This is a genomic window from Flavobacterium sp. B114r (assembly GCF_056824125.1).
Genome location: NZ_CP124858.1, coordinates 3,029,356 through 3,049,824, shown reverse-complemented (window position 1 = coordinate 3,049,824; position 20,469 = coordinate 3,029,356). Strand labels below are relative to the sequence as shown.

The 20,469-nt window shown below is 31.2% G+C and carries 19 protein-coding genes; 11 read left to right on the top strand and 8 right to left on the bottom strand.

Going from position 1 to position 20,469, the window contains the following annotated elements; genetic code table 11:
- Positions 1-24 precede the first annotated feature (24 nt).
- Positions 25-615, bottom strand: coding sequence for a peptide deformylase (gene def, locus QLQ94_RS13090; protein ID WP_271335603.1), 591 nt, complete (start codon positions 613-615; stop codon positions 25-27).
- A 201-nt stretch (positions 616-816) separates the two neighbouring features.
- Here def and QLQ94_RS13085 point away from each other — a divergent pair, with 201 nt between their 5' ends.
- The gene (locus QLQ94_RS13085) at positions 817-3,039 is read left to right on the top strand and encodes an FUSC family protein (RefSeq protein WP_482497394.1); all 2,223 of its coding nucleotides are present in this window, start codon (positions 817-819) and stop codon (positions 3,037-3,039) included.
- A 39-nt stretch (positions 3,040-3,078) separates the two neighbouring features.
- Here QLQ94_RS13085 and QLQ94_RS13080 read toward each other — a convergent pair whose 3' ends face one another.
- Together QLQ94_RS13080 and ruvX are read right to left on the bottom strand one after the other, a co-directional pair.
- Complete coding sequence (locus QLQ94_RS13080) at positions 3,079-4,575, bottom strand: malate:quinone oxidoreductase (RefSeq protein ID WP_427402571.1); 1,497 nt, start codon at positions 4,573-4,575, stop codon at positions 3,079-3,081.
- A gap of 126 nt (positions 4,576-4,701) precedes the next feature.
- Positions 4,702-5,118, bottom strand: coding sequence for a Holliday junction resolvase RuvX (gene ruvX / locus QLQ94_RS13075; protein ID WP_271335598.1), 417 nt, complete (start codon positions 5,116-5,118; stop codon positions 4,702-4,704).
- 348 nt (positions 5,119-5,466) lie between these two features.
- On the opposite strand from ruvX, the gene QLQ94_RS13070 reads away from it, so the two are divergent.
- Complete coding sequence (locus tag QLQ94_RS13070; protein ID WP_482497392.1) at positions 5,467-5,934, top strand: hypothetical protein; 468 nt, start codon at positions 5,467-5,469, stop codon at positions 5,932-5,934.
- Positions 5,935-6,028: 94 nt separating this feature from the next.
- Complete coding sequence (locus QLQ94_RS13065) at positions 6,029-7,333, top strand: LTA synthase family protein (protein ID WP_482497390.1); 1,305 nt, start codon at positions 6,029-6,031, stop codon at positions 7,331-7,333.
- 69 nt (positions 7,334-7,402) lie between these two features.
- Here the strand turns inward: QLQ94_RS13065 and QLQ94_RS13060 are convergent, their stop codons facing one another.
- A complete protein-coding gene (locus QLQ94_RS13060; protein ID WP_427402568.1) occupies positions 7,403-8,041 on the bottom strand; it encodes a PAS domain-containing protein in 639 nt (212 codons plus the stop codon).
- 288 nt (positions 8,042-8,329) lie between these two features.
- On the opposite strand from QLQ94_RS13060, the gene QLQ94_RS13055 reads away from it, so the two are divergent.
- Both QLQ94_RS13055 and QLQ94_RS13050 read left to right on the top strand, forming a co-directional pair.
- Entirely contained in the window at positions 8,330-9,145 is an 816-nt protein-coding gene (locus QLQ94_RS13055; RefSeq protein ID WP_271335594.1) for a 2,3,4,5-tetrahydropyridine-2,6-dicarboxylate N-succinyltransferase, read from the top strand.
- A gap of 184 nt (positions 9,146-9,329) precedes the next feature.
- The gene (locus QLQ94_RS13050) at positions 9,330-10,079 is read left to right on the top strand and encodes a glycosyltransferase family 2 protein (protein ID WP_271335593.1); all 750 of its coding nucleotides are present in this window, start codon (positions 9,330-9,332) and stop codon (positions 10,077-10,079) included.
- On the opposite strand, the gene QLQ94_RS13045 is transcribed toward QLQ94_RS13050, so the two are convergent.
- A complete protein-coding gene (locus tag QLQ94_RS13045) occupies positions 10,071-10,793 on the bottom strand; it encodes a polysaccharide deacetylase family protein (RefSeq protein WP_427402567.1) in 723 nt (240 codons plus the stop codon). The two genes, QLQ94_RS13050 and QLQ94_RS13045, sit on opposite strands and share 9 nt — an antisense overlap.
- A gap of 45 nt (positions 10,794-10,838) precedes the next feature.
- On the opposite strand from QLQ94_RS13045, the gene QLQ94_RS13040 reads away from it, so the two are divergent.
- Both QLQ94_RS13040 and QLQ94_RS13035 read left to right on the top strand, forming a co-directional pair.
- Complete coding sequence (locus QLQ94_RS13040) at positions 10,839-11,606, top strand: glycosyltransferase (protein ID WP_271335591.1); 768 nt, start codon at positions 10,839-10,841, stop codon at positions 11,604-11,606.
- Positions 11,607-11,674: 68 nt separating this feature from the next.
- A complete protein-coding gene (locus tag QLQ94_RS13035) occupies positions 11,675-12,742 on the top strand; it encodes a glycosyltransferase family 9 protein (RefSeq protein WP_427402566.1) in 1,068 nt (355 codons plus the stop codon).
- A gap of 108 nt (positions 12,743-12,850) precedes the next feature.
- On the opposite strand, the gene QLQ94_RS13030 is transcribed toward QLQ94_RS13035, so the two are convergent.
- Positions 12,851-13,597: a glycosyltransferase family 2 protein gene (locus QLQ94_RS13030; RefSeq protein WP_271335589.1), complete on the bottom strand. Its 747-nt coding sequence runs from the start codon at positions 13,595-13,597 to the stop codon at positions 12,851-12,853.
- A 117-nt stretch (positions 13,598-13,714) separates the two neighbouring features.
- Here QLQ94_RS13030 and QLQ94_RS13025 point away from each other — a divergent pair, with 117 nt between their 5' ends.
- Positions 13,715-14,779: a glycosyltransferase family 9 protein gene (locus QLQ94_RS13025; protein WP_427402565.1), complete on the top strand. Its 1,065-nt coding sequence runs from the start codon at positions 13,715-13,717 to the stop codon at positions 14,777-14,779.
- 84 nt (positions 14,780-14,863) lie between these two features.
- Here the strand turns inward: QLQ94_RS13025 and QLQ94_RS13020 are convergent, their stop codons facing one another.
- On the bottom strand, positions 14,864-15,628 hold the full coding sequence (locus QLQ94_RS13020; protein WP_427402564.1) for a Kdo domain containing protein: 765 nt from the start codon (positions 15,626-15,628) through the stop codon (positions 14,864-14,866).
- A gap of 657 nt (positions 15,629-16,285) precedes the next feature.
- Between QLQ94_RS13020 and QLQ94_RS13015 the strand changes: the two genes are divergently transcribed.
- The 3 genes from QLQ94_RS13015 (at position 16,286) to QLQ94_RS13005 (ending at position 19,283) form a co-directional block, all read left to right on the top strand.
- The gene (locus QLQ94_RS13015; protein ID WP_482497386.1) at positions 16,286-17,242 is read left to right on the top strand and encodes a WaaS/CpsH family glycosyltransferase; all 957 of its coding nucleotides are present in this window, start codon (positions 16,286-16,288) and stop codon (positions 17,240-17,242) included.
- Between the two features lie 226 nt (positions 17,243-17,468).
- Positions 17,469-18,623 (top strand): acyltransferase family protein, encoded by a 1,155-nt coding sequence (locus QLQ94_RS13010; protein ID WP_482497384.1) that lies wholly within the window; start codon positions 17,469-17,471, stop codon positions 18,621-18,623.
- A gap of 99 nt (positions 18,624-18,722) precedes the next feature.
- Positions 18,723-19,283 carry an L-threonylcarbamoyladenylate synthase gene (locus QLQ94_RS13005; RefSeq protein ID WP_271335584.1) on the top strand — a complete coding sequence of 187 codons (561 nt, stop codon included), beginning with the start codon at positions 18,723-18,725 and terminating at the stop codon, positions 19,281-19,283.
- Positions 19,284-19,343: 60 nt separating this feature from the next.
- Here the strand turns inward: QLQ94_RS13005 and QLQ94_RS13000 are convergent, their stop codons facing one another.
- The gene (locus QLQ94_RS13000) at positions 19,344-20,468 is read right to left on the bottom strand and encodes a cysteine desulfurase family protein (protein WP_427402561.1); all 1,125 of its coding nucleotides are present in this window, start codon (positions 20,466-20,468) and stop codon (positions 19,344-19,346) included.
- Between the last annotated feature and the right edge of the window lies 1 nt (position 20,469).

Genomic DNA, 20,469 nt, shown 5'->3' with positions numbered 1-20,469 from the left:
ATTGATGCTAATTTCTTAGTTCAATTATCTCCCTTTTTTAGCCGCAGCAAATTTCATTCTGTATTCCTGAAACGTTTTGCCTTCGGTAATATTTTTTAATTTCTTCTGAATCAAACGTTTTTTCAAAGATGATATTTTATCTGTAAATAAAACGCCTTCAATATGGTCGTATTCATGTTGAATAACTCTTGCAATCAAACCATCAAAAACTTCTGTTTTCATTACAAAATCTTCTTCGCAATATTCTATTGTAACGGTTGGTTTTCTATATACATCTTCGCGAACGTCAGGAATACTTAGGCAACCTTCGTTAAAACTCCACTCCTCGCCTTCTTCTTTAAGGATCTTTGCGTTGATAAAAGTCTTTTTAAATCCTTTTAAATCTTTTTGCTCTTCTGAAGGTAAATCATCGTCATCACTAAAAGGAGTTGTATCAATAACAAACAAACGAATTGGCATACCAACTTGCGGTGCAGCAAGTCCTACTCCGTAAGCATTGTACATCGTCTCGTACATATTAGCGATTGTTTCTTTTAAGTTTGGATATTCCGGCGTAATTACCTCACCCACTTTTCTTAAAACAGGATCTCCATATCCTACAATTGGTAAAATCATTTGTATTATTTTAATGTATTATCTAATGAAAACTCCTGAATTTAGTTCTCATAATTCAGCTGGCAAAAATAGTAAAAAATAGTCAATGAATAATTCTAATCATATATTATATCACTTTTTTTGCTTGCTTCACAAAAACTCATCCATAATTATGCCAAATTAATTCGTACAATTCGTACTTTTGTTTGTAAACCTCATTCTATGTTTGATCGTATCTCGAAATTTACTAACAGTACTTCTTTTTTAAACGCCTCTAAAGTAACTATCGCTTCTGTTGTTCCTGTATTAGTTTTGAATTATTACGATCTTTTCGATATTGGTTTTGTAATTGCTCTGGGAGCCTTCTACACCTATCCCAGTGACATTCCAAGCTCCTTAAGTCATAAAATAAAAGGTCTTATTGTTGCTTCTTTTATTGTATCGGGTGTAAATTTATTAGTAAATCTTGCTTATCCATACCCCATTTTATTTTATCCTTTTTTAGGTTTTTTGCTTTTTATATGTTCAATGATTTCTGTTTACGGTCAGCGCGCTACTTTGGTATCATTCTCTGCCTTACTGTCCATTTCACTATCATTTGGCCATTTACATGATGGTTGGAAAGCCTTTGAATATTCAGGATTTATTTTTATTGGAGGTATCTTATACTTAATTGTTTCACTTGTCTTTCATTTTGTACAACCTTATAAATACGTCGAGTTACAAATTGCTGAAGGCATAAAATTAACTGCAAAATATTTAAAATTAAGAGGAGATTTATGGAGTCCCGAGGCTAATAGAGAGGCTATAATCGAGAAGCAGCTGAGTGTTCAGGTTGATCTGAATTTGATTCACGAGGATTTGAGAAGAATGCTTATTGGCAACCAGAATGCATCTGCAACAACAAGCCAAAACCGAAAAATGCTGCTTGTTTTTATCACTTTGGTAGAGATTCAGGAACTTGCTTTATATACATCATTTGACCACAGCAAGCTACATGAAAAATTTGCCAAACATCCTGAAGTCCTTAGAACGTATCAAAATGTAGCTTACAAACTGGCATCGACTCTAAAGAAACTTTCTAAAAACGTGCATAATATTAGTGTGTATGTTGATAAAAATGACTTAAAAAATGAACTTGATGCTTTTGAATCTGCCATTTTTGACTATGAAAAAACTTTAGGTAAAGAGGAAGCTGCCGAAGGTGTTTTGATGTTGACCAATATGCTGAAATATGCTAAAAATCAGGTTGGAAAAATCAAAATTATCCAACGTGCTTTTTCACTTGCCATGCAGTCTTTTAAACTGAAAGATAAGGATAAGGAACTTGAAAAATTCCTGACACCACAATATTATCCCTTACGTACTTTGATTGAAAATTTAAGTTTCTCTTCTTCTATTTTCAGACATTCAGTGCGATTAACCATTACAATTTTAATTGGTTTCACTATCGGGCAATTTTTAGCTTTTCAAAATGTCTATTGGATATTATTAACGATTGTTGTCATCATGCGCCCGGGTTACGGCTTAACAAAGGAACGCTCTTATAATAGAATTTTCGGAACCATTTTAGGAGGTTTACTGGCTTTTGGGATTGTATCTGTTATTCAGAATCATGTTGCATTGAGTATATTATCTATTATATGTATGCTTCTTGGAATCTCATTTACTCAAATTAATTATAAAATAAGCGCCACTTTTGTCACTATGTATGTGGTTTTTATTTATGGCATTTTAACTCCTGATGTGGTTGAAGTCATTCAGTTTCGTGTTTTAGATACATTAGCCGGAGCAACTTTAGCCTTTTTGGCAAATCAGTTTTTGTGGCCGGCCTGGGAATTTATCAATACGCCAATTCATATTGAAAATTCGATTCGTGCCAATAGAAATTACCTTAAAGAAATTGCTGATTTCTATAATAAAAAAGGAGAAATCCCGACTTCATACCGATTGGCGAGAAAAAATGCTTTTGTTGAAATTGGCAATCTGATGACTTCGTTTCAGCGAATGATGCAGGAACCAAAATCAAAACAAAAAACGATGCCTTTAGTCAATAAACTTGTGGTTTTAAATCATTCGATATTGTCTGCTTTAGCTTCATTATCTACCTATATTCAATCTCATCAAACGACTTCGGCCTCAGAATCGTTTAATTATATTATAAAAACGATACTTTCAAACTTAGATCATTCGATTTCAATTTTAAGAAATGAAACGATTATAACGGATACTTTTTTTGACAAGGAGGATGTAACTTTGCAATTTGAAGAACTTAAACGCGTTAATTTTACTCGTTTGATTAAAGATGACGAATTAAACAAAGAAACGCGTCAGGCTAAGATGCAGGAAGCTCAAATGGTAATTGAACAATTGATCTGGATGAGTAATCTGGCTGAAAAGATTTTGAAAATTACGGAAGAATTTAAAGCAACAAATCCAGATTAATTCATCTGGATTTGTATTTATTTTATATAAAAACTGAGCTTAATTATTTAGTTTCAAAACTTCAGAAGTATGTTTTCTAAGCTCTGATAAAAGCTCCGGTTTATCATTTAAAGTTTGTCCGTAAGAAGGAATCATCGTTTTCATTTTCGCTTGCCATTCCGGTGTTTTAGCCTGATCAGTAAAACATCTGCCAATTAAATCAACCATAATCGCAACTGCGGTCGATGCTCCGGGAGAAGCTCCTAATAATACCGCCAATGTTCCGTCATGCGTATTGATAACTTCTGTACCAAATTCTAAAACCCCACCTTCTTTCTCATCCTTTTTAATCACCTGAACACGTTGTCCGGCTTTCTCGAGTTTCCAGTCTTTAGATCTTGCTGTTGGCAAATATTCACGTAAAGCCGTCATTCTGTCTTTTGGAGATTGACGAACCTGCTCAATTAAATATCTTGTTAATGGAATATTATGGAATCCCGCTGATAACATCGGAATTAGATTATTTGCTTTTATAGATAATGGTAAATCTAAATAAGAACCATTTTTAAGGAAACGAGTCGAAAATCCTGCGAAAGGCCCAAAAAGCAAAGCTTTTTCGCCATCAATTACACGGGTATCAATATGAGGAACTGACATTGGAGGTGCTCCAACACTTGCTTTTCCGTATACTTTTGCCTGATGTTTGGCAATTACCTCAGGATTTGTACATTTTAACCACTGACCGCTTACCGGGAAACCTCCGTAACCATTTCCTTCAGGAACATTCGCTTTTTCAAGCAATGGCAACGAACCTCCACCAGCTCCAATAAATACAAATTTGGTATATGCTTTTCTTGTTTTATCAGTTGTTAAATCAGTAATCTTTATTCTCCAAGATTTATCCTCACGCTGTTTTAATTTTTTTACCTCATGATTAAAAAATAAAGAAACACCGTCAAGTTTTTCTAAATAATTAAACATACTTCTGGTTAAGGCTCCAAAATTAACATCTGTACCAATTTCCATATGGGTTGCTGCTAATTTTTCGTTGGCATCTCTGCCTTCCATTACAAGCGGCATCCATTCTGTAAGTTTTTCAAAATCAGAACTAAATTCCATTTGAGAAAAAATTGGATTGCTTTGCAATGCTTCGAATCTCTTTTTAAGATATTCTACGTTTTTTTCTCCCCAAACAAAACTCATGTGAGGAACACTTTTAATAAAATTATCAGGAGAGGGAACTTTCTTTTCTTGCACTAAGTAGGACCAGAACTGTCGGGACATCTCAAACGATTCTGCAATACTTATTGCTTTTTTAGGATCAATACTACCATCTGCCTTTTCTGGTGTGTAATTTAGCTCACAAAAAGCGGAGTGTCCTGTTCCTGCATTGTTCCAAGCATCAGAGCTTTCGGCAGCAGCAACATCTAATCTTTCGTAAATTTCAATTTTTATATCCGGTTGCAGCTCTTTTAAAATTAATCCAAGAGTTGCGCTCATAATTCCAGCTCCAATAAGCACTACTTCACTATTGGAACGTATTGTATTGTCAGGCATAACAGTAATTTGTTTTTAAAGTGCAAAGGTACTTTTTATAATTGCAAAAAAAAAACTAAAAACACATGATAAAAGTTATGTTTTTACTAAAAAGAAAGGATTTTATAAGACGGAAGGAGAAAAAAACTAAAAACGTTTTGAAGAAAGATAATCCTGAAGCATAATTGTTGCCGAAATTTCGTCGATTAACCCTTTATCCTGACGCTTCTTTTTACTCAATCCGCTATCGATCATCGTTTGAAATGCCATTTTTGAAGTAAAACGTTCATCAACACGAACCACTTTCATATCCGGGAAAATATTAGAAAAATGAGTTACGAAACCTTTAATTACAGAGGCACTTTCAGATGGCTCTCCGTTCATTTGTTTCGGTTCCCCGATTAAAACCGTCTCTACTTTTTCTTTCAAAAAATAATCCCTTAAAAAATCAATTAAAGTATTTGTTGGAATCGTTGTTAGACCGGATGCTATGATCTGCATTTCATCAGTAACAGCAATTCCAGTACGTTTTTGTCCGTAATCTATAGAGAGGATTCTTGGCATTTTGTATTTTTTGTCAAAGATAGGGAGGAAAAGCCATAAAACTAAAGAGAATCTTTGTATTTTATGAATGCAAAAACAGAAACTGCCTGAAGATCAATATGGACTTTCCATACTACTTTCATTTACAATACAAAGATAACCATTTCAATATTCAAAGAAAAGTATACAGGTTCTTTATTCTTTTTTTGCCTGAAATCAGGATGTAAAAATATGTCTTATCTTATCATAATTATATTTTTTCCGGTAATCTTTTCAATAAAAATACGAGTTATTTTACAATGAATTTTATTACAGTTTTAAATTAATTATTCAAATCATTTAAAGCCTAAATACAACTTTAAATCTTACATGAATAATTATAAAAAATGTATTACTCTGTTCTTAAAAAGATTTCTTTTAGTTGTTGCTATTTACCAATTATCCAGACTTTTATTCTATTTTTTAAATCTAAATTTATTTGATTCGTTTACGATTCAAACTTTTCTGGGCGGTCTTTTATTTGACTTTGCAGCTATTAGTTATTTAAATATTCCGTTTATTATTGCCCATATAGTTCCCGGTAATTTCAAGTATAGTATTCGCTATCAACTGATATTAAAAATAAGTTTCTATTGCGTTAATCTGATATTCATTGCAACCAATTTTATTGATATTATCTATTATCGATTTACAGGAAGAAGAAGTACTTATAAAATGATTACTGCAAAAGGAATGGAACATGAAGTTCTTGGACTAATTCCTTCATTTTTAAGAGAGTTCTGCTATTGGCATTATTTTCTTAATTATAAGTGTATTATTTTGGAAGCTACTACCTGATCTAAGCAAAAACCTACTAACTAAACATTTAACCAAAAGTGATTATTTTATAAAATTCACTGCTCTTATCATCTCAATAACTATATTATTGATTATGGGACGCGGAGGTTTTCAAAAGAAACCTATAAAAATTGTCGACGGAATTAAATATGGGGCTTTAAGTAATACTGCTTTGGTCTTAAATACTCCGTTTACTATTTTAAAAACGATCGCAAAAAAAGATGATATCGACAACGTTAATTATTATAATGCAAAAGAATTAAAATCAATTTACAATCCTGTTATTTCATTACAATCAGACAAACCTCCAACTAAAAAAAATGTAGTTATTTTAATTTTAGAAAGTTTTGGTAATGAAAATATTGAGCGGGGACAAACTCCTTTTTTAGATTCCCTGATTACAAAATCCTATTATTTTAAAAATGCATTTGCAAACGGAAAAGTATCCATAGATGCCGTTCCGTCTTTACTTTCAAGTATTCCGAGCTTAATGAATAATTCATTTATTTCATCTAGTTTCTCATTGAACAAAATAAATGGCCTGCCAAAAATTTTTAAGAAGGAAGGATATAATACTTCTTTCTTTCACGGTGCTTTTAATGGCAGTCAAAACTTTGATCAATATGCAAAAATTGCAGGTTTTGAACACTATTTTGGTAAAGATCAATATGAGGGTAAGGAAGCTTTCGACGGAACCTGGGGAATTTTTGACGAAGAATTTTTACAATTTTATGCAACAAAGCTCACCTCTTTTAAACAGCCCTTTTTCAGCTCCCTATTCACAATTTCTTCGCACAATCCTTATACGATACCAGAAAAATATAAGGGAAAATTCCCCAAAGGCACTACAACTATTCAGGAAAGCATCGCTTATACTGATTTTGCATTAAGAGAATTTTTTAAAACCGCCAAAAAACAAAATTGGTACAATAATACTCTTTTTGTGATTTCTGCTGATCATACTTCTTCCGGAGGAGATCTAGATATTGACAAAACAAATATTGGAAAATTCAGAATTCCTATTTTATTCTTCGATCCTTCAAATCCCGAGTTTACAGGTGTAAACGAAAAAAACTTTCAGCAAATTGATGTTATGCCAAGCATTTTGGATTATCTAAATATAAAAACTGAAATGGTTAGTTTTGGAAAAAGCTACAAATCACCGGAAAACTTTGTTGTATACTACCTTCAGGGAACGTATCATTACATTCAAGATGATTATTATTTGGTGTTTGCAAACAATCAAACTATTGGTTTGTACAATTGGAAAAAAGACCTTTTACTAAAAAACAATCTAATGCATCAAGACAAATCGAGAGTCAAGGAATATGAAAAATTCCTAAAAGCATATATCCAATCTTTTAATGAACGAATTACCAATAATAAATTAGCTTTTTAATACAAAAAAAAATCCGCCTCGAAATCGAAACGGACTCATCCAAATATTCAAAACTTTTAAAAAAAAACTCTATCTATTAAAAAGTCTTCTGAAGAAACCTTTTTCTTCTTCCTCATCTTCTTCTGCATTTACTTTTTCTTCATATTGAGCAAATTTCGCCTGCCCTCTTTCATGCTCAAAAACTAGTTCCTTAATATATTCAACATAAGATCTCTTTCTTTCTTCTAAGAAACCAATAAGGTATTTTTCGCTAAACTCAATTCCGCTTGTTGCCTCAATCTGCAGCAATTTTTTATAAAGTGGTTCGATATGCAATGCAATAACTTCTTGTGGCACAGCTTGTCTTCTTCCAAAATAATTAACAATCACATCGTTCTCATCTACTGAAATTTCAAAATCAGTAATTACCCAATAATATCTTCCTGACTTCGCTAAATTTTTTACAATGGCATGAAAATTCTTTCCTTTTTTAAGATTTTCCCAAAGCACTTTAAAAATGACTCTTGGCATATCAGGGTGGCGGATAATATTATGTGGCTGTCCCATTAATTCATAATCTTCATATCCTGAAACATTAACAAAATTCTCATTGGCATACTCAATTATACCAAATGCATTTGTTTTACTCATAATAACCTGAGTTTTGTCCCATGAGACTTCTTTATCGATAATAGTTCTTGGTCCCTGAGGCTGATTTTCCTGATTCATGTCTTGCTGCTTATATGTTTATTTTTGGAATGGTATTTTCTAATTCCTGTATTATCTAAAGAAATTAGTGGTGCAAAATTAATTCGAACAAAAAACGCAGAACCTGATTTTTGTCATATTATGATACTAAAAAAACTTTTAGAGGACATCAAGACAAATAAAAATCCATATATGAGCAAAAATTAATTTATCAAATTAAAAACAAAATGTTATTTCTGTAACATTTTCAAAAGGTTTTACTTTTTTGCATTTGCACAAATAGGTTATCTTTGCCAAAAATTAAAACTTATGAATTCTTTACAGACTATAATTGAACAAGCTTGGGAAAACAGAGCTTTACTACAAGAAACTACTACAACTGATGCCATTAGAGAAGTAATCGAATTGGTTGATGCAGGAAAATTACGTTGTGCTGAACCGGTTGGTGACAAGTGGCAAGTAAACGAATGGGTAAAGAAAGCTGTTGTAATGTATTTCCCAATTCAAAAAATGGAAACATGGGAATCTGGTATTTTCGAATATCACGACAAGATGTTGCTAAAAAGAGGATATGCTGAAAAAGGAATTCGTGTTGTACCTAACGCTGTTGCACGTTACGGAGCTTATATTTCAAGTGGCGTAATTTTGATGCCAAGTTATGTAAACATTGGTGCTTATGTAGACGAAGGAACAATGGTTGACACTTGGGCAACTGTTGGTAGTTGTGCACAAATTGGTAAAAATGTTCACTTAAGCGGTGGTGTTGGTATTGGCGGGGTTTTAGAACCTTTGCAGGCTGCTCCGGTAATTATTGAAGATGGTGCTTTTATTGGTTCTCGTTGTATTGTTGTAGAAGGAGTTCATGTTGGTAAAGAAGCTGTTCTTGGTGCTAACGTTTGTTTGACTGCTTCAACAAAAATTATCGATGTAACTGGTGACGAACCTGTTGAAATGAAAGGTTTTGTTCCTGCACGTTCAGTTGTAATCCCTGGAAGTTATACTAAAAAATTCGCTGCAGGTGAATTTCAGGTTCCATGTGCTTTAATCATTGGTACACGTAAAGCATCTACAGATCTTAAAACTTCATTAAATAACGCACTTCGCGAATATGATGTTGCAGTGTAATGTGATATAATCTTACATAAAAAAAATTAAAAAATCCATTCTTTCTTATTATTAGAAAGAATGGATTTTTTTGTTCAAAATCAGGAAAAAAAAGTATACTATTGCATCGTTTTTACAAGCCAAATATTTAATCAAAAGAAGAAAGAGAAAAAAGGAAAAAAAATAGAATTCTAAACTACTGCTCATGTTTAAAGAAGGTAAAAAATTATCTGTAATTATATTAACTTACAATGAAGAATTCTACATCGCCGACGCTATTCGATCTGTTGAATTTGCTGACGAAATAATTGTTTTAGATTCGAATAGTACCGACGCTACTGCCGAAATTGTTTCAAATCTGGGAGCAACACTTATTTTTAGAAAATTTGACAATTATAGCAATCAAAGAAATCATGCTATTGAATCTGCAACCGGAGAATGGGTTTTATTTCTCGATGCTGACGAAAGGGTTTCTGAAAAACTTAAACATGAGATCCTGGACTGTATTAACCTGAACAATTGTGATGCTTTCAGAATTTGGTTTCCTCACTTTTTTATGGATCGTTTCTTATTTCATTATACTGATAAAGTAACACGTTTGATTAAAAACGATAATATTCGTTTTGAAAATGAAGTACATGAAAAATTGGTCCTAAAATCAAAACCTCCTGTATTAAAAAATCATATGATTCATTATACTTATAAAAACCTATTTCATTTTATAAGCAAAAAAGATAAATATGCTTGGTTTCAGGCACAAATGTCATTTGAAAAAGGAAAAAAAGCAACTCTGTTTTTATTGATGTTCAAACCTTTCTACCGTTTTTTTCATACTTATTTTATAAAGAGAGTTTATCTTGACGGAGTTCCCGGATTAGCAGCGGCTGCAATCGATGCTTATGGTGTTTTCTCCAGATATGCCAAGATAATATTACTGGAAAAAAAGTTAGAATAATTTTAATTTACCGAATTTTATTTTCAATCGAAAAACTACTAAATTATCCAAACCTTTAATGTCTATGCGTTTTATTTCATAATTATCCTTAAACGGAAATCTATTTGGGCGATTACCAATCTTTAATCCAAATTTCATCTTGTTTTCACTAAGCAATATCTTGAAGTTTGCTTTCTCAGCACTTTCTTTAGGGTAATTTCCGTAAGGATAAGCGAGAGCAGGATATACAGTAAGATTATGATTTTTAATTTCTTCTTCGCATTTCAAAAAATCATTCTGTATTTGTGCAGGACTTAACATTTGGTATTTATTGTGCTCATAAGAATGATAGCCCAATTCGATTATATCTGTTGGCAATTTTTTTAATTGCTCAATGGTCATGATTTTTTGTGGTTCTTCTGTACCTTCATTCCATAAATCAGTTTTCGCTATATACTTGAAAGGAATAAAAAAACTGGCTTTTAGTTTGAATTTTTCCAATAAAGGTAAAGCATAAATCAACTGATTTTCTGTAACGTCATCAAATGTCAGGATAATACTTTTTTCAGGAATGGTTTTCATTTTCTCCAGCTCAGAAAAATGAAACGTTTTATAACCGTTATCTGTCAGATATTGAAATTGTCTTTCTAAATTATGTACCGAAATTGTCAACTTATTACTACCTGATTCAGATTGACATACGTTATGATACATTAAAATTGGTAATTTGGACATTTTAATTTATTTTCAACAAAGTTATTTATTTTAAGATTATTTTTGATGAAAAAATCAGAAATCGTGTCAATCAAAAACATAAGCGTGATCTCACTTTGCTTTAATGATGAGATCTATATAAAAAAGCATATTGATAATTTATCGTTTGCTGATGAGATTATTTTAATCGATAATAACAGCACTGATAAAAGTGTTTTGATTGCAGAGGAATTAGGAGTAACTATACTTCATCAAAAAGATACCAAACGAGCCGATATTATAAAATCGACAATTGATTCTCTGAAAAACAATTGGGTAATAGTAATTAACACTACTGATTATCTGTCTGAAGAACTTATAAACGAATTAACTACAGAAGCTCATAAGCAAAAAACTGCTTCGTCTTATTTTGCCGGACAAACTTTATTTTTCTTTGGCAAAACCATAAAATATGGTGTGTTTTTAAACAAAAAGAAACTTTTGCTTTTTGATAAAACAAGATTCTCTTACTCAGAAGTTTTTAATCGTTACCCGCCTAAAAAACTCACACTTTTCAAGAACAAGATAAATTCTTTTTCATATAAAAATTTTGAAGACTTTAATAGCAGACTAAATTTAATTAGAAAAGAAGAAGCTTTGGTTTTGTTTCAAAAAAATAAAAAACCAAATATTTATCATTTTTTCATGAAGCCCTTTTTTCTTTTTATCAATCAATATTTCCTAAAATTAGGATTTATAAATGGTCGGGAAGGATTCATTCTAGCTTACATAAGTTCTTTTTCTGTTTTAAAACGATACTTTATGCTATGGTTATTATATCGCAATATGGATTGATTTTTTAGATTGTTTCTCTATAAAAATTAAAACTCCAGATTATCACGTCCTATAAACTCTATTTATAAATGAAAATATTAGTTATACAGCAAAAAAGAATTGGCGATGTTCTCGTAAGCAGTATTTTATGTAATTCTCTTAAAAAACAATATCCGGATTCTGTTATAGATTTTATGTGTTATGCTCATTGCAAAGATGTTTTGATTGGCAATCCAAATATAGATACTGTAATTATACTTCCGGAAATAACCCGTAAATCGTATTTATCCTTATTTAAGTTTTTCTTTGAAATCAGATCTCAGAAATACGATGTATTAATTGACATTTACGGAAAATTAGAAACCAATCTAATTACCCTGTTTTCTGGTTCGAAAACTAAAATATCTTACTATAAATGGTACTCTGCTTTACTTTATAACCACAATATAAAGCGATTACAAAAAGAGGAACCTGCAAAATACGGACAAGCGATAGACAATCGGCTTTTATTATTAAATCCGCTAAAACTTGCTGACAAAACAATAGACCCTCATCCAAAATTATTTGTAAGTCAAAAAGAAAACCAGGACGCTACTGCCCTTTTTGCTGAACATAAAATAAGCAGCGACAAAAAAATTGTAATGATCAGTTTATTAGGAAGCGAAAAATCAAAAACCTATCCTTCTGAATATATGGCAAGGGTTATCGACTATGTAGCTGATAACAGAGACATTGATATTCTTTTTAATTATTTCCCCAGCCAAATTGAAGAGGCTAAAAAGATACTTGATTTATGCTCAAAAAGTACTCAGGAAAAAGTATCATTTGACTTACTTGGTAATGATGTAAGATCATTTATTGCTATAATGGATCAGTGTGATTTTATTATAGGAAACGACGGAGGTGCTGTAAATATGGCAAAAGCACTGGGAAAACCTTCATTTACAATTTTCTCTCCACATGTTGATAAAAAAGACTGGGCTACTTTTGAAGATGGCTTACAAAACATCTCTGTACATCTCAGCGATTACAAACCTGAATCAATAAATGGACTTGCAACTAAAGAAATAAAAACAATTATATCTTCTTTGTACAACGAATTCAATCCTGAACTGTTTAAAGATAAACTTAACTTTTTCTTAAATCAGCATCAATAAAATGAACGAACTTAATTATTTTAGATCAAAATAATTACTATTATAAAATTAAGAAAGGCAGAATAGTTTTCTATCCTGCCTTTTCTATTTATTTCTTTTTATTTCTTTTTATTTCTTCTTTTGAAGTTTTAAAAGCTTTGCATATTTCATATAAGAAAAGAATGCCTGAATCATTGCAATTGACAATCCGTCTAAACCATTAAAGATACCTTTCTTGAAAAAATAGCAACGAACAAAAGATACTGTTCCGTTTAGAATAGGCTTAAAAGAATTTACTCTTCTATTATTATCAAATAATTGTTGTGCATGCCAACCGGAGTATTGATTTTTTTTAGCAATAATCTGATCTAAAGAATCCCAACCATAATGTAATATATGTACCGGTACTCTTTTCTCATTTTGTGATACTATTTTTTGATGCACTATTGCTTCTGAAGGATGAGCTGTTTGCTTATTAAAAAAACGAACTTTATGATCGGGATACCATCCTGAGAAATCAATTAGTTTATCAGCCAAAAAGTTTTTTACCCTAAAACTAAAAGCATCATGATTTCCTTCAAGGTATTTTTTGTTTACTATAAAATCTTCTGCATCTTTATCCAAAAACTCATCAGCATCAAGATTCAAAATCCAGTCATTTTTACAATACGGGATGCCATGTGTACGTTGTGGACCATCTCCTAAAAAATCTTGCTGAAGAACTATTGCTCCTTTTGCTTTAGCAATTTCAACTGTACGATCCCGACTAAAAGAATCTACTATAATTACTTCGTTACAAATTTTCAGTAAAGCATCGATGCATTCTCCTATATTTTTTTCTTCGTTGTAAGTAATAACCAGGCCACTTATATCCATTGCAAAATTTTATGTATTGACTACAAAAATAATCCTTTTATTTAGTTTAATGTCATTAAAATCCCTCTTTTCATAAAATAGTTTGTAGTTTTGTACTTAAAATTGAATTTAAAATAAATGAGAATATTAGTCATTCAGCAAAAAAGAATTGGAGACGTATTAACCAGTACAATAATCTGTAATAACTTAAAAACCAAGTTTCCTGACGCGGTGATAGACTATATGTGCTATCCAAATTCTGTCGATGTGCTGTTAGAAAATCCTAATATTGACAACATAATTCCGCTGTCAAATAAGATCCGAAAATCTTATCCTTCTTTATTCAAATTTATATTTGAAATACGCAGAAAAAAATACAATGCCGTAATTGATGTATACTCGAAATTAGAAACCAACTTAATCACCGCATTTTCCGGTGCAAAATATAAAGTTTCATATCATAAATGGTATACCAAAATATTTTACAATTACACCTACGAACGTTTTGACGCTATCGCATCTGAACACGGACTAGCAATCGAAAACAGATTACTGCTTCTTAGGCCTTTTATTTCAGAAAAAATTACTGATGTAAAACCCAAAATATTCCTAAAAGAATCCGAAATTAACGAAGCAAAACAACTTTTAAAGAGCTACAATATAGATGCTGAAAAGCCGCTTATTATGTTTGGAATTTTAGGAAGTGAAGTTTACAAAACCTATCCATTAGAAGGAATGGCAAAAATTATAGATTTTACAGTAGCCAAAACTAACGCCACTATCATCTTTAATTATATTCCGAATCAAAAAGAACAAGCTCTGGAAGTATATAATTATTGTTCTGAAGAAACCAAAAAACATATTGTGTTTGATTTATATTGTACTGAGCTAAGGCCGTTTTTAGCTTTACTTTCGCAATGTGAAATGTTGATAGGCAACGAAGGCGGAGCTGTAAATATGGCAAAAGCACTTGATATTCCTACTTTCTCAATATTTACTCCTTCGGTTAGAAAGGAAACATGGCAATTATTTGAAAATGAAGCAAAAAACGCTTCTATTCACTTAAAAGATTTAAAACCTGAAATATATGAACAACATACCGAGCAATATATCAAAGAGCATACTTTTGACTTTTATGCTGAATATCCTTTGCCTCTGATGCTCGAAAAATTAGAAACTTATTTCAAGGAATATAAAAACTAAAGCGTTCAGGTCATTGGTACTGAAAGACAAATAAAAAAAGGATAAAAAACAATTTCACTTATGTTTTTTATCCTTTTTTTATTATTATTTTTTCCAGAATTTAAGTTTCTTCTTCAAACGTCTCTTTCTATAAAATTGCTCCTGAAAATCAGCAGTAAATTTCCATAAAGTATCGTATGTTTTTTGCTCAGATTCTCCGTATAATTTCGAATACTCATTGCTCATTATTGCAACCATTTCTTTTAAAGGAGTTAAACGACACAAATTTTTCATTCTCATTTCAAAAGTCATCGACTTATGAAATACCATTCGGTTTAAATCGACCAAAAAGAATTCATAATTTCCATCGGCTTTCTTTTTAATCAGTGTATTTCCCGGTGAATGATCGAGAAACTCAATTCCTTTTTCGTGAAGTTCAAAACTAAATTTTGTAAACTGTCTTAATATATTCTCGTGATCCGGATAGTCCGGAATTTCTACCAATTCTCTATACGTTAATTCAGTAACTAAATGTTCGCTTGCATAATAACTGTCTCGCAAACCTAACCAATTAAAATTTTCAAGATATGCTATTGGCTGTGGTGTACCTATGCCTTTCTCTAACAAAATTGTAGCATATTCGAAAGATCGTCTTGCTTTAGATTTTCTAAAATAGTTATAGGCAATCTTATTTACTAAGTTGGGAATTTTAAATGATTTAATATTAATTGTTTTTCCATCAAAATCAAATAACTTTATAATATTACGTTGTCCATCGCCAAAAATAGTACCTGAATCACTAAACGATTCAATAATATTCTGAATAGACGAACTGCTTTTGATAAAAATGGGATTTACTTTAAAATTCATTTACTTTTTTTTTATAAACGACAAAAATACGCATAGAATACAACACTTCAAATTAATATTATCAATTCATAAGAATTTAACTGTAATAACTACACTAATTTACCGGATTTGGGGTTTATTTATTTTAACAGATCAAAACATATAATTCAGTAAAAAAACGTCTGACTTTCAACAAAAAAGAAGCTTATTCTTTTTATATCAATTGCAACAAATTAATACGAAACATATATGTTTCGTATTAAGACTTTCAGAAAGCAAAAAGGTTTAATCTTAAATAAAATAAATTTAAAATAATCTTATTTGATCCATAATACCGTTTTAGAAAAAGGTCTATAACTACATTATCTTTTAGTTCTTTAATAAAATAAAAATGGGATAGTAAAGCTCATAATCTATCAAAAACAAATGTTTCCCCATCATTTAAAAGCGCTAAGTACTTCTGAAAAACATATACCAGGCGCCATTAACGAATTGTCTAACAAAGCTAATCTATTACTAAAATCACTCATCTATATTAGAAATTCTTAACTTGTATATCAATGACGTCGGTACATATAAATCTATCATCGCTATCCGGATCTGCGTATAAGATAATGAAAGCAAATATAATTGCTATTTATTTACTAATTTCGCCACAACTTTATAATAAAATATCAAATGAATATTACCTTAATAAGCCTCGATAATTGGGGACTCAATACAAATATTGCTTCAACTCTCGAGAAACAAGGTCATACTGTAAAGCATATTGATTTTAATGTTTTTAAGTATAAATATCCATCTGTATTACATAAGGCTTATAATTTTATACTAAAGGCGTTCTTTAAAACGAACTTAAAACACTTGCATTATGGAAAAGAAATTATAAAGCAATTACAAGAAAACAAAGAAATCCAGGATGTTATCCTGACCATAAAAGGGGATTTTATTGATCCTGAAAGCATTCTTGAATTTAAGAAATATACTAAAAAATCTGTAGGCTTTTTTAATGATAATATTTATCGTTGTCATAAAATCAAAAGAGTCTTACATTGCTTTGATGAAGTTTATTCGTTCGAAAAAGACGATTGCGAAAACTTTAATCTAAAATTTGCCCCTAACTGGATCTACAATAAAAATGTGCCTTTAAACGAGGATAATACTTTTGAGTATGATGTTTTCAATATTAGCTCTATTGATAAAAGGTTACCTATATTAGAACGAATAGCAGCAGAATTAAAATCTAAAGAAATAAATTTTAAATTTATTATTTATGATAAAAAACACAAGCCAACAGATTCTACTATTACGTATATCAACAAACATATGCCTTTGTCTGAAGTCAACGATTATATAAACCGTTCAAAAGTATTATTAGACATCAACAGAATTGGTCAGATTGGCTTAACATTCAGGGTTTTTGAAAGTCTGGGGTTAGAAAAAAAATTGATTACAACGAATTCTGATATAAAAAATTACGATTTTTATAATCCTAATAACATCCTTATAATAGACGAAAAAAATCCTGTTATACCGGTAGATTTTTTCGAAAATGAATATGAAAAGATCCCTGATCACATTTTTTATAAATACACTTTAGAAGGTTGGGTCGATAACGTTATTCTCAAAAAATAAGATTCTAAAAATAACTTCCCGCAATTAAATCTGCGAAAAGTATTTTGCCGAATCATCGAATCTATTTAAGATTTCATTAATAATTTGTTCACTACAAAAAAACATCACTTTTACAATCATATTGTTTCAATTATATGTATCATTCAGTATGTTTGCAAAAAATTTAAATACCACTAAACTATTTTAAAAACAATGGTAACATGGTACTATTCAATCACATAAAAAAATGAATTTTACCATTTACGCCTTTCTGCTTCCTATATTAGTTGTGCTGATTATATCTGTTTTACTTGTAAACAGGCTTATAAAAACTGATTTAAGTGAAATTCGATATCCTGAAATTGACGGATTGAGAGGATATTTAGCTTTTTTCGTTTTCTTGCATCACAGTTACATCTGGCAGGTATTTTTAAAAACAAAAAACTGGGAAGATCCTGCATCGAACTTATTTAATCAATTTGGAGAAACGACTGTTGTTTTCTTTTTTATAATTACTGCCTTTTTATTTACTACTAAATTATTCAATAATAAAACTGGGGTAATCGATTGGTCAGACTATCTTAAATCAAGGTTTTTCAGACTTTTTCCAATGTATTTTTTCTCGGTAATTATCATCTTTTTTTTAGTTGCCTATTTGACCCAGTTTACAATAAGGGTTCCGTTTATCGAAAATTTAAAAAGTACACTTTCGTGGTTATTTTTTAACGTGAGAAAAAATTCAAACCTAAACGGATTAGAAGATACCTTTATACTGAATTCCGGAATAACCTGGACATTACCTTACGAATGGACGTTTTACTTTTTGTTACCGCTTATCGCTTTATGGTTTAAAATAAAAGTAAATCTAAAAGCTGTATTGGCTTTTACGGCTGCGGCTGCAGTAATCATGATCATTAACAAATCGTCTTTGAGACATTTTATGCCTTTTGTAGGCGGTATAATTGTTGCCATCTTACTCAATACTAAAAAGTTTGAAGGGATCTTAAAGCAGAAAAAATATACTCTTCTAGCTATACTTCTATTATCAATTTCAGTCTACTTTTTCAATGGTGGCAGAAAACCAATTCAGATTGTAATATCATCCGTTGTATTTTTGATTATTGCTTCAGGAAATAACTTCTTTGGTATTTTATCAAGTGCTTTTTCACGCAAATTCGGACAAATAACATACAGTTTGTATCTGTTGCACGGTATTTTATTATTCATAATATTCTATTTTATAATTGGTCTTGAAAGAGCAAAAACACTAACTAATACTGAGTTTTGGCTTGTTATTACAGCTTCTGTTTTTCCTCTGATACTGATTTGTCAGCTTACTTTTAAGTATATCGAATTACCCTTGATGTCGATATCTAAGAGAAATAAAACAAAAAAATCATAACAGCTGATTATTTGATCGTGCGGTACAAATAATTCATCTTCTTTTTATTTATACCTTTGCAGCTTAAGCAAGCGTACAAAACAAGTATATAATTATAGAATGAACGAAGAAATTTTAAAAGCATACGAAGTCATCAAAGAGGGCGGAATTATACTTTATCCTACTGATACCGTTTGGGGAATTGGTTGCGATGCTACAAATCCTGAAGCTGTTGCCAAGATCTACAAACTCAAGCAACGTGCAGAAACACAAAGCATGATTGTACTGATGAACGGCGAGAAAATGATGTATAACGTATTTAAAAACATCCCTGAAGTTGCCTGGCAGATTTTAGATTTATCTGAAAAACCTACAACTTTGATTCTGGATGAACCAAGAAATGTTGCTCCAAATATTATTGCAGCAGACAATTCACTTGGAATTCGTTTGGTAAAAGAGCCTTTTTGCTTTAAATTATTAGAAAGAATGAAAAAACCTTTGGTTTCAACTTCGGCTAATATTTCGGGACAGCCTACTCCTATTGCTTTCAAGGATATTAGTCCTGAAATCATTAAAGGCGTTGATTATGTGGTTAATCTATATCATGATAAAGTTGCAGGAAAGCCTTCAACAATCATAAAATTAACAAAGGACGCACAGGTTAAGGTAATTAGAAAATAGTTTTTTTTCAGGTTTCAAGTTTCTGGTTAAATAACCTGAAACTTGAAGCTCTGAACCTAGTTAAACGCTTTTCAGGCTTTCAATTAGCCAATCTATATCTTCTTTTGTATTATAATGACTGAACGAAATTCTCAGGTTTGGTAATTTTAAATCTGTTTCTGAAAGCATTTCTTTTAAAACATGCGAAGGCTTTATACTTCCGGACTGGCATGCACTTCCTCTTGAAACAGCGATTCCTTTCATATCTAAACTAAACAAAAGCATCGAAGTTTTATCAGCAGAAAAAGGTAAAATAATATTGATAATATTATAAAAATCATCTCTTTTACCATTGATTCTAAATCCCGGAAAATGAATTTCAAGCTGATCAATAAGATACATTTTCAACTCTGTTATATATATTCTTTCATGATCTAAATTCTCATACGAAAGAGATAAAGCTTTTGCCATTCCTGCAATTTGATGCACTGCTTCAGTTCCTGCACGAAGTCCTTTTTCCTGTTCTCCACCAAAAATTAAGGGTTGTAATCCAGAATTCTTTCTAATAAAAGCGAATCCAGCTCCTTTTGGCCCATGAAATTTATGTGCGCTGGCAATAATAAAATCGACCGGGGTTTTCTGCAAATCAATTTCAGTTTTACCCACAGACTGAACGGTATCTGAATGAAATAAAACACCATATTGCTTACAGATTACACCAACCCTGTTCAGGTCTAAAATGGCCCCTGTTTCGTTATTTACATGCATCAGACTCACAATTGTCTTTTTTTCCTGAGCCAGTAAATTAGACAAATGGGTTAAATCGATACTTCCGTCGGGATTCATATTTACGTAATCAACCTGAACATTATATTCAGATTCCAGAACCAAAACAGTATGCAAAACAGCATGATGCTCTACTTTAGTGGTAATGATACGTTCTATTTTAAGATCTTCAACTGCAGAACGAAGTATCCAGTTATCAGCCTCAGTTCCTCCTGAAGTAAAAATAATTTCTTGTGCAGAACAATTTAGATATTTGGCTATACTCTTTCTGGAAAGCTCCAAAATAGTCTTTCCGTTTCTTCCAAAACTATGTGTAGAAGAAGGATTACCAAAATCTTCTGTCATAACTTTTGTCATTTCCTGAATAACTTCAGGACGCATAGCAGTTGTAGAGGCGTTATCGAGGTATACTTTTTTCATT